Genomic DNA, 14064 nt, shown 5'->3' on the forward strand with positions numbered 1-14064 from the left:
GGTTACGTCGGACGAATTACTTTCCACAACAGACCGACTCGAGCATGAGATGGATACGGTTATTGGCCGTGAGACCACACTTCGAGACAACAGTGGCTCCGTCTCGAGAACTATGAGTGAGGACGTATCCCTCGGACGATTCGACGACGTCAGCGGCTACCTTCGGACGCTTACGTGGATCAATCTCTTCCTGGCCGCACAGCTCGTCGTCGGTCTGACGTACGCGGCCGTCGTCGACGCGAACACGCCGAACGTCCACTACTACTTCATCCCGTTCATCTGGATAACCATCTCCGCGCTGGCAGTCTGGTACACGAGACCGGTTACCCGTTCGTTCAAGTACGTCGCCATCGCTGCGAGCGTGGCGATCGCGTACTTCCTCGTGATCTTGTACCTCTCGGGGATGGTGATGCCGATTCGATCGATTGCAGAGCCCGGCCCATCGGGACTCGTCGTCGAGTGGGATCGACCGCTCGGCTGGTCGCCGATCGTCGACTACACCGGCAGTTGGGTCTCCGTTCGACTCATTCCGTACCAGGTGATCGGCTATCTGGCACTGTCGTATCTCCTCTACACCGCCGTGCTCAACATTTCCTCGTCGATCTACACCGGCGTCGTCGGACTCGTGACCTGTCCCGGCTGTGCCGCCCCAGTCTTGGCCCCACTACTCGCGGGTGCAGCGGGAACGTCCTCCGCGTTCGTCTTCATGGTCAACTACACCCACGAAATCGCGACCGTCCTCTTCGTCCTCGCCGTCGGCTTACTCTACTGGCAGCCAACGCTGGACGAGTTTTCACACGCGTTTTCCACCCGTCTTCGGGCACTCACGGGGGGCGTCGCCGTCGCCGTCGCCGGATTGCATCTCTTTCACCCGACGCTCGGTCTCCCCCGTCTGCTCGAGTACGTCCAACTCGGGACGCTCTACGATCCACGCCCGCTCCTGTTCACCCTCTCCGGGCTTGCCATCTTCGTCGGGATCGTGCTCGTCGCGACCGATTTCGTCGACGTTCCGAATCGCCACCTCTACGCGCTCGGCATCGGACTCGTCCTCGCGTACCTCATCGGCTACGTCGCGTGGCACACCGTGTTAGAACACGGCGCATTCTGGCCACACATCGAGGCCCACGGCCACCACGATCAGGGAGTCCTCGAGACGGTCGTCGCGCACCTCCTCGACGACGTGCACGCACTCGCGAGCAAGACCACCGAAGTCGTGTTGTTGGTGTTGCTCGTCGTGTTATACCGGCGCGAGCGCTGACGAGGCGTTATTCTCGAGCGGTTTCGACAATCGAAATTGGGTTGCTCGAGTGGAATGCGTATTGCCTTCACTTCCGTTCATTAGCTGATTCAAAATTCGCTAAAATAGTGAAGGTGACCTTTTAGCACACTATCTGATATTCAGTAAATTCTATACAACTTTTAGAGTTGGATGCCATTGCCACAACAATACTATATAGTACAGTCGAGAGGTTTACGTGGGCCATCTCAAAATGAGATTCGCCAATCATATATTATTCCTGGTAGAGCCCTATCCAATTAAAGAGGCACGACGGATATATTTCTTCTGTCGATAGAGGATGGAACATCGCCGATATCCCATCGGTCGGTAGTCTCTATGTAATGGTAATGGCTCCCGCTTTCTTCAAACGGCTCGGCGATAATTGGTTGGTCTTCATCGGCAAACGCAAGACCCACAGCTGCATGCCCTGCCTCGTTCGGATTCGATGGTAGATAGAAAATCAGTGCCGTGTCATGACCCCACGCCTTAAGCAACGACGCCAACAAGACGGAGGTATCAATACAATCGCCTTCGACATCAACGAGCGTCTCGGAAGGAAACCGGGTGTAGTCGTCGAATCCGACGCTCTGTTCATCTAAGACGTATGGGAGGGACTGAACAAACCGAACCATCATCAGCAGCATCTCAGTATCATCGTGATTGCCGTCAAGATCTGCAGACTGAAGGAACGCATTCAACATCGCCTCCGGGAACCCCAATTCAAGAGCCTCTGTGACAATCTTCACCCGATCTTCTGTGGGAAGTAATGTTCGCTCCTCTTGATTGTCTTGATGACGAGCGTAAATTTGCTTTGGAATATAAACTGGTACTGTAGTTGATAAATCCCATTCGGAAACAGATGGCTCGAACTCAATTGCGTATCCCCCTTCGACAGTTTTGCGAGTGTAAATACCATCTTCGGTGTCATCAGAGGGTATATAATCGGGACTGTGACGACGCATACCGTCCTCAGTTATTTCTACCGGATCGGATGTTTGAACTAGGTTGTCCATTGCTTCGGAGGCGTAGCCCCAATTGTGGGTTGCCGCATTAGGATCAACGAGAGACACATAGTAGGTAATACGTTCGTCGATTACCCCGTGTGAAAAATCCATTTCAACGGTTATGTCAGTCTCTTCCGTGCTATTAACGGTGAACGGTTCACTCACACCGGGTCCGTATACGTCTCCACCTGCGGGATAGGATTCTGCCAAAACGACTGCTCGCATCTCTTCACCATCCAAAGATACATCAGCACTATACACGTTCTCCTCTGAAACAGAGAGACCCACTTCCGCGTAACTGTACCAGTTTATTACATCTCGTATCGATGATGGGTGACGTTCAACCGTAATCCGTTCGTGTGCAGCCTCCTCGGAAAGATGATCACCGTATGTCTCGTCTTCAACATCGGTCGACGTTGGAATGTCTGGCACATCCCCCACCGAATTGTCTGTCGAGTTATTTGTTTCACCATTTACTGTGTCGTCTCTGAGAGACTCCATACATCCGGAAAGGGTTACAACGGTACCCACTCCGAAGGCTTCCAGAAACGAACGACGGTTCTTACGAACCATGTATATCTTCGTACCAATCGTCGAAATCGACGTAGTGGTATCCTTCTATTTTAACTTCAATGTCTACAAATGACCGGTTAGTAATTGCCATTGATGGTTCCTCGCCCGCGACAAACACGTAGTACCAGTAATCATCATCGTCGGGGACTGTAATCTGTTCCTCATAAAGCTCAACCGACTGTTGACTGTACTCGTCGTAGTAATCGAAGTCAGACTCGTCTTCGAAGAATGATTCTGGATTGTCGAGGTCGTCACCCATCCCCTCTTGTTGTGGACCTATCCAAACGTCTACGGGCTCTTCCAGTGCTTCGATTGTAAGTTCGTACGTGTACTCACTCCCTGTGATATCCTCGTCTTTACCGTTGAGGAAGCCAAAATCTGGCGTTGTCGAATCACCCCCGGGAAGGAATACTGGCACTTCGCGGTTCCTATAGTCATCATCTGGGAAGTCGTCTTGCTCTTTCCAGTGTTCTCGGCGTTCTTCACGATGTGACTCTTCTTTATTCTCACCCTCGCTTTCTTCAGAGATTGCGTCGAGACAACCGGCGAGTGTGGCTGCGACAGTTCCTACTCCTGTCCTCAGCAACGAACGTCGGATAAAATTCATGTGTGTGGGTAATTCAAATTCACTTATATTATTGGTTCGGTTTAACGTTTTCGTTACTACGTCTAAATCAGTTCAAAATCACATGACCGCTGTGTATGAGCATATTAGACGGGGAACGAATTTTATTATTAATTCCATCAATTTCTATCTCATCGGTTGGTTTGTAGAAATCCAAACTTGCAATCTCTGAGAGGCACACTCGCTATTTGATATAGCATTATACAATGTATGTGTCCAGTTTCGCCCTCGTTTTGTGACGAAGATGACCGCAGATTGACCACCAGAACTCGAAATCAGCGGCTCGAACGTGGCACTCAGTACGATTTTCACGACCAATCTCCAACAACGTTCCATCCAATGGGTGAGACCTACTACGAAATCCTCGAGGTCGACTCGGATGCTACACGGGCCGAAATCACGGCGGCCTACCGCGAGCGCGTCCTCGAGACCCACCCGGACCACAACGACGCACCCGACGCCGCGACGCAGTTTGCCCGCGTCTCGAGGGCTCGAGCCGTGCTCACCGACGGGGACGAACGCGCTCGGTACGACCGATTCGGACACGACGCCTACGAGCGCCTCGGTCGCTACTCGAGTGACTCGAGCGAGACGGGAGACTCAAGCGAGACAAGAAACACGAGGACGTCGAGACAACCGAAGACGACCGATTCAACCGAGAAGACGACCGAATCGAACGGTGCTCGAGGCACGCGAGGGGCGTCCGACGGAACTCGGTCACGAACCGGGTCGACACACGGCTCTGGAACGACGAGTCAGCGGAAGGCCGGAAGCCAGCGCGCACGACGACGAACGAAACGCCGTGGGGAATTCACACGAGACGCCACCGAAGTCGGTTCCGCCGCCCGGCCTCCGCCGGAGAACGAGGCCACGGAGCGTTCTGCAGGCGGATTCCGGTACACCGTTCACGATTGGGATGGCGAGGTCTCCCTCGAGTGGGAGGGCCGTCCGATCGATCGCGCGACGATGTTGACGATCGGCGGCTGTTGGCTGTTGTATCCGCTCTTCGTCGCCTCGAGCGTGACCGAAGTGTTTCCGCTCGCCGCGAACGTGGTGCTCGCGGTCTGTACCGGTGTACTCGTGGTATACTTGCTTACCAGACCGCGACTCGCAACCGTATTGTTCGGCAGTTGGAGCCTCTTCTTTCCGATCGGACTCCTCCAGCTGCCGGGCGTTTCCGTAATCTCGGTACCTGGCCTCATCGCCCTCGGTGCGGTCTGGATTCCGTTCGGCTACGCGCTGGCGTTCTGGTGGGCGTTGCGGCCGTAAAATGCTACGCCGAGTCGGTGCGGGCGTCTTCGACGGCGTCTCTCACACGTCGCTCGAGGGAGTCACGGGTTCGGTGATTCGTTTCGGAATCGAACGCGACAGAGAGCACCTGTGTTCCCTCGCGCTCAAGGGAATCCGCGTATGCGTCAGCGAAGTCGACGGGACCGACGCGTTCGAACTCGAGGCCGTAGAATTCGGCGAGCGAATCGAACTCGAGGCCGTGGGGCGTTTTGAACTGCTCCGTAAACGGCGGCTCGAAGTCCTCGATTGGGAGCTTGTGGAATATTCCGCCGCCGTCGTTGTCGAGCACGACGATGGTGGCATCGACGTCACAGCGCTCGACGGCGAGTAAGCCGTTCGAATCGTGGTAGAACGCAAGGTCGCCGGTAACGAGGACCAGGGGTTCGTCGCACACGCTGCCAGCACCGAGTGCCGTGCTCGTGATCCCGTCGATGCCGCTCGCGCCGCGGTTTGCCAATACCGTGAGTTCCGTCGCTCGAGGCCGCACAAACCGGTCCGCATCGCGAATCGGCATGCTGTTCGAGACGAAGACAGTCGCCGGGTCTGGCGCGCGTTGGAACACCGTGGCGAGGACGCTTCCCTCGAAGGGGTGGGCCTCGAGTGCCTCGTCCGCCCGCGCTTCCTCGAGGAGTCGCCAGTGTTCGCGTTCAGCGTCCCGAAACTGTTCGATCCAGTCGCTATCGGCGTTCGTTTCGGGGTCGACCCACTCGAGGAGGTTCGAAAAGACGGCTCCGGGCGAGGCAGCGAGCAGGTCCGTCGCGGTGAACGTGGCCTCGCGCCACGCTCCAGCGGGATCGACGAGGAACTGTCGTGCGTCACTATCGCGTAGGAAGTGACGAAGCGGTTTCGAGGTCGGCGACGCACCGAAGCGAACGACGACGTCGGGAGCCGGTATCGCGTCGATGTAACCGTCGTAGCCACCGCAGACGTACTTCTCAGGTGACCCGTCGTCGACGTGATCGCCGAATCGAACGGCGGAGAGGGGGTCCGCGAGAATCGGTGCGCCGACACGCTCGGCAACCGAAACGACGTGCGCAGGGTCGAGAGTCGAGAGCGAAACGGGGTCGGCCGGTCCGGCGACGATCACCGGTCGCTCGGCCGCCTCGAGAGCCGTTGCCAGCGATTGGGACTGCTCGTCCTCGAGCGAACGGACCCCTGCAGCCGTCTCGACGAACGCCCCGGATCTGCCTCGGCCAGCCAGGGTATCCGCAAACGACTCCGGAACGTCGCCGGGAACGTCGACTGGCTCGAGGGGCTTCCGAAACGGGCAGTTCAGGTGGACTGGACCGGGATCGACGCCGCCGGTCTCTGCGAGCGCCCGCGCGGCGGTAGTCCGAAGGCTCCTGACTTTCCGTTCGTCGGGTTCGGGGTCCGGCAGTTCGGCGTCCCACCGAACCGCGTCGCCGTAGAGCGACGGTTGGTCGACGGTCTGGTTCGCGCCGCTGTCGCGAAGTTCCCGCGGTCGATCGGCCGTCAAGACGAGCATCGGGACTTGCGCCTGATCGGCTTCCATAACTGCCGGGTGGAAGTTCGCCGCTGCTGTCCCCGACGTGCAGATCAGCGCCGTCGGCTCGCCGGTTCGTCTCGCACGCCCGAGCGCGAAGAAGCTCGCCGACCGTTCGTCGAGGTGCGAATAGACGTCGATATCGGGATGTGCAGCCGCGGCGACGGTCAACGGCGTCGAACGACTGCCGGGGGCGACACAGGCGGCCTCGAGTCCTCCCTTTGCCAGTTCGTCGATCAGAATCCGGCCCCACAGCGTCGAGCGATTGGGTGCGTCCATCTGATCACCTGAGTTCGTCGAGGATCGGTCGGAACTTGAGCTGTACTTCCTCCCACTCGTCCGTCGGGTCGCTGTCGGCGACGATTCCGTTGCCCGCGAAGAGCGTGACCGTGTCCTCGCGAGCGAGTCCCGAGCGAATGCCGACGGCGAACTCGCCGTCGCCAGCACCGTCGAACCAACCGATCGGGGCGGCGTACCAGCCCCGGTCGAACGTTTCGGCGTCCCGAATGGTTTCGAAAGCCGATCCCGGCGGGACACCGCCCACGGCGGGAGTCGGGTGGAGCGCTTCGACGAGGTCGAGAACGTGTCGGTCGTCCTCGAGAACGCCTGTGATCGGCGTCTGAAGGTGTTGAATGTTCGCGAGTCGTCTGATCGTCTGCTCCTCGACTGCGAGCGTTCGCGTGAGCGGTGTGAGTTGGCTCCGAATCGCGTCGACGACGAGTTCGTGTTCGTGCTGGACTTTTTCGCTCTCTGCCATCCGGTCCGCGAACGCCCGGTCCGCTTCGGGCGAGTCGCCTCGCTGTACCGATCCAGCCAACGCTTCGGTTTCGACCTGATTGCCGCGTTTGGAGACGAGCCGTTCAGGTGGGGCACCGAAGAAGGTCCCGCCTCCCTCGTAGCCCCCCAAGAACCGATAACAGTTCGGGTACTCGCGACGGAGTCGCTCGAGCGTCCCGGGAACGTCGATCGAATGCTCGAGATCGACCGAGAGCGACTGTGCGAGGACGACCTTTCTGAGCGAGCCCCGATCGATTCGCTCGAGGGCGGTTTCGACCTGTGTCGCCCAATCCGCTCTCGAGGTTGGGCGCTCGGTCGACGCGATACCGGGGCTCGCCGCCGTCGGCTTCATCGACGGTAACTCGGCGAGTCGCTGACTCCAGGACTCGAGTCGTTCCTGTGCGCGTGCCGAATCCTCGCCGAGCGTCGTCAGCCAGGTGCCGTCGTCGCTGCGAACGACGAGCGTTTCGGGGATGACGAACGACGCCGCGTCGAACCCGTTCCACAGTGTTTCCGGCACGTGTTCCTCGTGAAATGCAAACCCGCCGAACGCACGAGGCCGGGCGACGGCTGGGCCCGTGTGCTCGAGCGCGTCGAACGTCCGTCGTGTGCGAGTTCGAATCTGATCGAATCGGTTTGGGCCGCGGGCGCTGAATCGAGCACCGACACCCCGGCCGACGATCTCCACACCATCGGGCGTCGACCACAGGATCCGCGACTCGGCGTCCGTATCGACGATCGCGCCGAAGGAGACGTCCTCGAGTTCGCGGCTGTGGCTGACGAAAGAGGGCGGGCCGTCGGCTGGCTCGACCCCCGCCAGTCGACGGTCGCCCGACGAATGATCCATCGAACACAGTTCGGAACTGCCGTGCCTTCAGCCTAACTATACCGGGTACTGACGGGGAGGGTATACGTTCGACAGCGCAACGACGCAACGGAAGACGCGCGTTACATTAGCTGTAGCGTTCTTCTTGCCACGGATCCGCGGTCTCCGAATAGCCGCGTTTCTCCCAGTACCCGAGTTCGGGTTCGGTCAAAAACTCGACACCGTCGACCCACTTCGCCCCCTTGTAGGCGTACTTGTGCGGAGTGAGGACTCGTAGCGGCCCGCCGTGATCGGCGGGAAGCGACTCACCGTCGTACGCCCACGCGAAGAGCACTTCCTCACGGAGGCAGTCCTCGAGTGGAAGGTCGGTCGTGTAGCCGTCGAGCGCGGAAAACATGACGTGGACTGCATCGTCGTCGACGCCCGCTCTCTGGGCGAGTTCGGGGAAGGTGACGCCCGTGAACTCGCAGTCGAACTTGCTCCAGCCAGTCACGCAGTGAAAGTCCTGACACTGAGTCTCACTCGGTAACGCTCGGAACTCGTCCCACGAGAGCGTTAGTTCGTTCTCGACGGCACCCGTAACGGTGAACTCCCACGTATCGGGGTCCCAGTCGGGCGTGCTCCCCTTCGAGAGAACCGGAAACGCCGTCGTTTCCCGCTGTCCGGGCGGGAGTCGGTCGTCGCCGAACTCCTGATAAAGATCGGTCACGTCGGAGATGTCCGTGTTCATACGAATACGTCCGGACCGAGGGACGTAGGTGTGACGCTCGAGCGCCAACTCGAGTCGCGTCGCCATCGCGACTCGAGAGATCGATCTCTCGAGTCGCGAGTTCCGCGTGACAATCCGTACTTACCACGACGAAGGACGAAATGAAACGGTTTGAAACGGTTTCAGTGAGGTCCTATGGAAAGGATTCCGGGCGAAACCCTCGCCATCCCTTAGTACAGTCTCGACCACTCTCACATCGTATGGCGAGTAAACAACAGATGACGGAACAGGAGATGTCCGGACAGCAGGCAGAAGAAGTGACTAGACAAGCCATGGGCCCGGCGCTTCTTGCGGCGGTCGCATCGGTCGGACTGTCGTGGTACTACTTCTTCCTCCGCGGCGACCGACAACGTGGCATATTCGTCGGACTCTGGCCGCCGACCATCCTCGCGTTCGCGAGTTACTTCAACCAGCGTAAGATGCGCCGGCAACTCGAGATGGTCACCCAGCCCGGAACGACGCTCAAGAACGCGTTCGACTCGATGATGGGCAACAAATAACGGTCCGCTGACTCATCCTCGAACGCCCCCGTTTTTCGGTGAAGCCCCATCGGTCGATATCGAATGCGCCCGACCTGTCACCGACACAGCACTTTTCGTGTCGGTCGTCGACGAACCACCGACTGGCGACGAGTCGAGTGGCTCGAGTCCGTCTCCGTTCACAATATTTCAGTCCGATTCCAAGCACGATAGACTCCCCGTCAAACCTAAATACCCCCTCACCGAAACCCGAATCAGATGCCGAAAGTAGAGATCACCATACCGGAACACCTCGAGATGCAGATCGCTCAGATGGTCGAACGCGGCGAGTTCGTCAATCGCGAAGAGGCGATCGAGGATCTGCTGTCGACCGGTATCAAGGCCTACAAGACCAGTGGACCAATGGACGAAGATGAGGGTGGCCCGGGCGGCCTCGAAGACGACGGCATGATGGGCCACGACGACGAATACGTCTTCTAACTGACCTTTCCCGCGCGTTCCTGTCGCTACGGAGCCACTGCGACGAGCGGAATCCCGAACGCGAGCGCGACGCCGACGAGCAAGATCGCGAATCCGATTCCGGCTTCGCGCGCCGAAAACTCGCTCATCGGTGCAGTCGTCCGTTCGGCCTCGAGGTCGTGACCGACGTCAGCGCCCGAGTCGTCCTCGACATCGGCGTCTGATTCGTTTGCCATACCAGCGTGTTGGCCGGTGGTCGTCTTAAAGACACGCGATCCGAGAGGTCGCCTATTCTGTTGCGATCGGTGGAGAGGGGTATCGCCCTCAGCGATGACGCATCGATGCAGGTCACTTTACTACATCGGGTGCTAACCCTCGAATAGTACCTACATGCTGACCAAGCGAATCATCCCGTGTATCGACGTCGATCTGGACGAAGACGGGAACCCGGCGGTGTACACCGGCGTTCACTTCGAGGACCTCGAGTACACCGGCGACCCGGTCGAGATGGCAAAAGCGTACAACGAATCCGGCGCGGACGAGTTCGTCTTCCTCGATATTACGGCCTCCGCGGAAGGGCGCGAGACCATGCTCGACGTCGTCGAACGCGTCGCCGACGAAGTGTTCATCCCCTTGACGGTGGGGGGCGGCATCCGCACTACCGAAGACATCAAAGAAACGCTTCGCGCCGGCGCGGACAAAGTCTCGATCACGACCGGCGCACTCGAGCGACCCGAACTGATCAACGAGGGAGCGCGCGCGTTCGGAAGCCAGTGTATCGTCATCAGCGTCGACGCGAGACGCCGCTTCGACGAGCAGGGTGAACACTACGTCGACGTGGACGGCGAATCCTGCTGGTTCGAGTGTACGAAAAAGGGTGGCCGCGAAGGAACCGGGATCGACGTCATCGAGTGGGCACAGGAGGCCGAATCCCGCGGCGCGGGCGAATTGTTCGTCAACTCGATCGACAAGGACGGAACCAAAGACGGCTACGACGTCCCCTTAACGTCGGCCGTCTGCGATGCAGTCGACACGCCAGTCATCGCCTCCTCGGGTTGTGGCGGACCGGAACACATGCACGAGGTGTTCACCGAAGCCGACGCAGATGCCGGTCTCGCAGCCTCTATCTTCCACTTCGACGAGTACTCGATCGGCGAGGTCAAAGCGCATCTGGACGAACGAGACGTTCCCGTCCGCAACTGATTCGCTACGCTTTTCTTCTATCACTCGAGTTTCCGACTCGTGAAGTGGCGGTGTACGTGGTGTGGCAAACCACACGAGTCCGACGACCCTCCGTGTGATAGCTGTGGCCACAACGAGTTCGAGAAGGCCGTCGTTCGCCAACAGGAGTTCGAAACCGTCGACACCGGCACGCAATACATGTGGGTCTGTTCGAACTGCGGCCGCCAGCACATGAAGAACAACCCACCCTGTTCTCGCTGTGGCGACCACGACCTCGAGAAAGTCGAACAGACCTACGACGACGTCGGTAGCGACCTCGAAGTTCCAAGCTGGCTCGAGGTTGCGAAACCCTACGCGCCGATTATCGCCGTCTTCGGGCTCATCGTCGTCTTGTTCGCGACGGGGATCATCTCACCGTCGATCATCCCCGGTGTGGGAACGCCATCACCGCCCGACGCCCCCGGTGACGGAGCGACGGCAGCCGGCATCGACCTCGAGGCCACTGAGGAAATAATTCACGAGCAACTCGATGCGGAGCGAGAGTCGACGCGGACGTACGACGGCGGTATGGCTGCATACGCAGAGTACATCAATCGTGCGGAGGTCGCGAGCGAGTACGACGACGCGAACCCGGATTCGGTCGAACCGGCCGATTTTGGCGCTGATTGTAGCGGGGAGATCCCCGTCTGGCCGGGCATCGAAATGGTATCCGTCGACGAGTACGACGACGAAGACGAACTCGCGAGCGCCGTCACCACGGCGTTCGAGACGAGCGGCTCCGAGGAAATTACCGGCGACGAGTACGACATCGAGGGGATGGACCTCCACGCCGTCGACGGACAACTTTACGTTACGTACGCGGCGTGCTAACGACTGATTCGTTCCGGAATCACCGACAAAAACAGCCACACCGGACCTCGAGAACGAGACGAAATTACGCGGCCGCTTCGAACGTTTCGCGGAAGGAAACCGCTTTGTCACGAACGTCGCCCGCAGCGTCCTCGAGCGTGTCGATCGGGTCGGCTCCGGAGACGGTCTTGAGCGTGAGAATCGGTTCCGTCTGCCCACCCGACTGTTCGGGGTTGACGTCGTACGTTGCGGCGGTGACGTCGTCGTGTTCGAGCAGCGTTCCCTTGAGCACGTTCATAAAGGTGTGATCCTCGCCGGCGATTTCGATCGAGAGTTCGTTCTCGCTACTCTCGGTGACCCGCAGTTCCATAGTCTCCGTTCCGGCCGTCAGCCGCTTGTACCTTTCTGTTCGCCCTCGAGGCACGAGGCCGCTCGAGTCGGCATTCCCGGAATGTAAATCACTATACAGCAGGCCCCGAACCGTTGGGTATGTTGTCGATCGGAACGCTCTTCGCGATCATCCTCTCCGTCCTCACGGTGGGGACCATCCTCGCGTCGGTTGTGATCGTCGATCGGTTGCACGATTCCGAGGAGGGGTGGGTAGATAGTGCCCGCTCGAGGCTCGTGATGGGTGTTCCGTGGGGCTCGCTGATCGTCATCGGACTCGTCTGTGGCGTCTACCTGTTCGTCCAAGACGGCATCTCGTCGATCAACGACCCGGTGACAATTCCCCACCGGGCGTATTCGTACTTCTACCCCCTGGGGATGCTCACGTCCTCGTTTTCACACGCGTCCGCGAGCCATCTCATGGGGAACCTCGCGGGGGCGATGGTGCTCGCCCCCATCGCGGAGTACGCGTGGGGTCACTATCCGGACGAGCGAGCGACGGATCGATTCTCGTGGTGGCCGACCACCCCCTGGATCCGGGCGGTGGTCGTCTTCCCGCTCGTCGTCGTCGGTCTCACGCTCGTGACGAGTCTCTTCGCGCTCGGACCGGTGATCGGCTTTTCGGGAGTCGTCTTCGCCTTCGCCGCGTTCGCGATCGTGCACTATCCGATCGTCTCGCTCGTCGGCATCCTCGGCGTTCAGGGGGCGCTCGTGACCACCTACCAGGCGCTCCAATCGCCGATCGGCGTCTTCGTCGCCCAGCCCAGTCCGCCGTCGGCACCCTCGTGGGCCGGCATCGCGATACAGGGCCACGCACTCGGATTCTTCCTCGGACTCGTTCTCGGTATCGGGCTCCTACGCCTTCGAAACCGACAGCCTAACGCCCGCTGGGTCTGGCTCGCCGTCCTCCTCTTCGCGTTCGCACAGGGACTCTGGCAGATCTACTGGTTCGGCGGCGGGAACGTCTACTACCTCTTCAGAGGGCCCGGTGTCTTCCTCGTCATCGTTCTCGCGCTCGTGATTACCGTCGCCATCGCCGGCTCCGAGAAACCGATCGTGCCGGGACGGCTCAGGTCGCGAGCAGACCCCACCGACCGAAATCGTTCGGACGGCCCCCTCGAGCGATCGCTCGAACTCGCCCGCCGTTCTGGCGAACGCGCCCCATCGCCGACGGGCCGACTCGAGCGCATCGAAACGATCGCCAGCGGGCCACGCTCGAGGGGTCGAAGTCGGCTCGCGACGCTCGGGCAGCGACAGACGGGAACCGTCCTCGTCGTCGTCGTGCTGGCGATCCTCGCGGGTATGGCCGTTCCGGTCAACCTCTTCGTCCTCGAGGATGCTACACCGGAGTCCGACTCGGCCGTCGAAATTGAGGACTACACGGTGCAGTACGCCGAGGACGTCGAAAACGAAATGACGACTCCGTTCGCCATCGGTCCGCTTCAGGACGCCATTTCCCTCGAGTCGAGTGGCGTCATCGTCGCGAGCGAGGAGCGACAGCTCTGGTCCGAAGCGATTCCCGCACAGAACCTCGAGTTCTCCGGTTCGGATTCGGTCGACGTCGGCGGCGTCGGGTGGCGCGAAACCGTCCACGTCGAACGCACCGGCTGGGAACCGGTCGGTAACGATTCCGTCTATCAGGTCGAACTCTGGGCGGACGGCGAGGACCCACAGGTGGCACACGAGTCGAACGAATCACGAGCAGACGTCCAACTCGAGGGCCAGAACGTGACGCTCGCGTCGACGGACGGGACGTTCGAGTTCGCCGTCGAATCGACCGAAACGGGTGCCGTCGAAACGACGCCGATTCCGGACGGCAACGAATCGACGACGGCCGGGACGCTCACGTTTGAACGCGAGAGCGATCCGGACACCGATTCGGCCGAGACGATCTATGCAGTCGCCGACGGAACGCAGGTGGCTGTGGCGACCAAAGAGACCTACGAGTAAGGTGCTCGAGCCGCCCACGTGAAAATCTGACTGAGTGTCACATAAACGCTATAGTTCATCTTTAAATACACTCACGGGTACAGACACATTTCTTTCGCCGAGATTCACCGG

Annotated in this window: 14 protein-coding genes; 7 read left to right on the forward strand and 7 right to left on the reverse strand. The window is 59.6% G+C overall.

Annotated features, from left to right (window positions below; genetic code table 11):
- The first annotated feature begins 112 nt into the window (after window positions 1–112).
- Window positions 113–1258 carry a DUF7546 family protein gene (locus BB347_RS04755; protein ID WP_139326949.1) on the forward strand — a complete coding sequence of 382 codons (1146 nt, stop codon included), beginning with the start codon at window positions 113–115 and terminating at the stop codon, window positions 1256–1258.
- 278 nt (window positions 1259–1536) lie between these two features.
- Here the strand turns inward: BB347_RS04755 and BB347_RS18920 are convergent, their stop codons facing one another.
- On the reverse strand, window positions 1537–2715 hold the full coding sequence (locus BB347_RS18920) for a hypothetical protein (protein WP_139326948.1): 1179 nt from the start codon (window positions 2713–2715) through the stop codon (window positions 1537–1539).
- A gap of 130 nt (window positions 2716–2845) precedes the next feature.
- Window positions 2846–3463, reverse strand: coding sequence for a hypothetical protein (locus BB347_RS04770; protein WP_076577881.1), 618 nt, complete (start codon window positions 3461–3463; stop codon window positions 2846–2848).
- Between the two features lie 357 nt (window positions 3464–3820).
- Here BB347_RS04770 and BB347_RS04775 point away from each other — a divergent pair, with 357 nt between their 5' ends.
- Window positions 3821–4750: a DnaJ domain-containing protein gene (locus tag BB347_RS04775; protein WP_076577879.1), complete on the forward strand. Its 930-nt coding sequence runs from the start codon at window positions 3821–3823 to the stop codon at window positions 4748–4750.
- A 4-nt stretch (window positions 4751–4754) separates the two neighbouring features.
- Here the strand turns inward: BB347_RS04775 and menD are convergent, their stop codons facing one another.
- From menD to BB347_RS04790, 3 genes are all read right to left on the reverse strand, one after another.
- Window positions 4755–6554, reverse strand: coding sequence for a 2-succinyl-5-enolpyruvyl-6-hydroxy-3-cyclohexene-1-carboxylic-acid synthase (menD, locus tag BB347_RS04780; protein WP_076577877.1), 1800 nt, complete (start codon window positions 6552–6554; stop codon window positions 4755–4757).
- A 4-nt stretch (window positions 6555–6558) separates the two neighbouring features.
- Window positions 6559–7899, reverse strand: coding sequence for an isochorismate synthase (locus BB347_RS04785; protein ID WP_076577875.1), 1341 nt, complete (start codon window positions 7897–7899; stop codon window positions 6559–6561).
- A gap of 106 nt (window positions 7900–8005) precedes the next feature.
- Entirely contained in the window at window positions 8006–8608 is a 603-nt protein-coding gene (locus BB347_RS04790; protein ID WP_076580094.1) for a sulfite oxidase-like oxidoreductase, read from the reverse strand.
- A gap of 239 nt (window positions 8609–8847) precedes the next feature.
- On the opposite strand from BB347_RS04790, the gene BB347_RS04795 reads away from it, so the two are divergent.
- Window positions 8848–9147 carry a hypothetical protein gene (locus BB347_RS04795; RefSeq protein WP_076577873.1) on the forward strand — a complete coding sequence of 100 codons (300 nt, stop codon included), beginning with the start codon at window positions 8848–8850 and terminating at the stop codon, window positions 9145–9147.
- Window positions 9148–9384: 237 nt separating this feature from the next.
- On the forward strand, window positions 9385–9606 hold the full coding sequence (locus tag BB347_RS04800; protein WP_006091440.1) for a ribbon-helix-helix domain-containing protein: 222 nt from the start codon (window positions 9385–9387) through the stop codon (window positions 9604–9606).
- Between the two features lie 26 nt (window positions 9607–9632).
- Here BB347_RS04800 and BB347_RS04805 read toward each other — a convergent pair whose 3' ends face one another.
- A complete protein-coding gene (locus BB347_RS04805; protein WP_076577871.1) occupies window positions 9633–9821 on the reverse strand; it encodes a DUF7550 family protein in 189 nt (62 codons plus the stop codon).
- 154 nt (window positions 9822–9975) lie between these two features.
- Here BB347_RS04805 and hisF point away from each other — a divergent pair, with 154 nt between their 5' ends.
- Both hisF and BB347_RS04815 read left to right on the forward strand, forming a co-directional pair.
- Window positions 9976–10788, forward strand: a complete 813-nt coding sequence (gene hisF / locus BB347_RS04810; protein WP_076577869.1) for an imidazole glycerol phosphate synthase subunit HisF — start codon at window positions 9976–9978, stop codon at window positions 10786–10788.
- A 39-nt stretch (window positions 10789–10827) separates the two neighbouring features.
- The gene (locus tag BB347_RS04815; RefSeq protein ID WP_076577867.1) at window positions 10828–11637 is read left to right on the forward strand and encodes a hypothetical protein; all 810 of its coding nucleotides are present in this window, start codon (window positions 10828–10830) and stop codon (window positions 11635–11637) included.
- Between the two features lie 64 nt (window positions 11638–11701).
- Here the strand turns inward: BB347_RS04815 and BB347_RS04820 are convergent, their stop codons facing one another.
- Window positions 11702–11986: a DNA-directed RNA polymerase subunit L gene (locus BB347_RS04820; RefSeq protein WP_076577865.1), complete on the reverse strand. Its 285-nt coding sequence runs from the start codon at window positions 11984–11986 to the stop codon at window positions 11702–11704.
- Window positions 11987–12105: 119 nt separating this feature from the next.
- Here BB347_RS04820 and BB347_RS04825 point away from each other — a divergent pair, with 119 nt between their 5' ends.
- Window positions 12106–13953: a rhomboid family intramembrane serine protease gene (locus BB347_RS04825; RefSeq protein WP_076577863.1), complete on the forward strand. Its 1848-nt coding sequence runs from the start codon at window positions 12106–12108 to the stop codon at window positions 13951–13953.
- Window positions 13954–14064 lie beyond the last annotated feature (111 nt).

The organism is Natronorubrum daqingense, assembly GCF_001971705.1.
GTDB lineage: Archaea > Halobacteriota > Halobacteria > Halobacteriales > Natrialbaceae > Natronorubrum > Natronorubrum daqingense.

Coding starts and splice junctions, on each gene's coding strand:
- BB347_RS04775 (WP_076577879.1), top strand. CDS start 3,821: ATGGGTGAGACCTACTACGAAATCCTCGAGGTCGACTCGGATGCTACA.
- BB347_RS04800 (WP_006091440.1), top strand. CDS start 9,385: ATGCCGAAAGTAGAGATCACCATACCGGAACACCTCGAGATGCAGATC.
- BB347_RS04770 (WP_076577881.1), bottom strand. CDS start 3,463: ATGAATTTTATCCGACGTTCGTTGCTGAGGACAGGAGTAGGAACTGTC.
- BB347_RS04805 (WP_076577871.1), bottom strand. CDS start 9,821: ATGGCAAACGAATCAGACGCCGATGTCGAGGACGACTCGGGCGCTGAC.
- BB347_RS04820 (WP_076577865.1), bottom strand. CDS start 11,986: ATGGAACTGCGGGTCACCGAGAGTAGCGAGAACGAACTCTCGATCGAA.
- BB347_RS04825 (WP_076577863.1), top strand. CDS start 12,106: ATGTTGTCGATCGGAACGCTCTTCGCGATCATCCTCTCCGTCCTCACG.
- menD (WP_076577877.1), bottom strand. CDS start 6,554: ATGGACGCACCCAATCGCTCGACGCTGTGGGGCCGGATTCTGATCGAC.
- BB347_RS04795 (WP_076577873.1), top strand. CDS start 8,848: ATGGCGAGTAAACAACAGATGACGGAACAGGAGATGTCCGGACAGCAG.
- BB347_RS04755 (WP_139326949.1), top strand. CDS start 113: ATGAGTGAGGACGTATCCCTCGGACGATTCGACGACGTCAGCGGCTAC.
- BB347_RS04790 (WP_076580094.1), bottom strand. CDS start 8,608: ATGAACACGGACATCTCCGACGTGACCGATCTTTATCAGGAGTTCGGC.
- hisF (WP_076577869.1), top strand. CDS start 9,976: ATGCTGACCAAGCGAATCATCCCGTGTATCGACGTCGATCTGGACGAA.
- BB347_RS04785 (WP_076577875.1), bottom strand. CDS start 7,899: ATGGATCATTCGTCGGGCGACCGTCGACTGGCGGGGGTCGAGCCAGCC.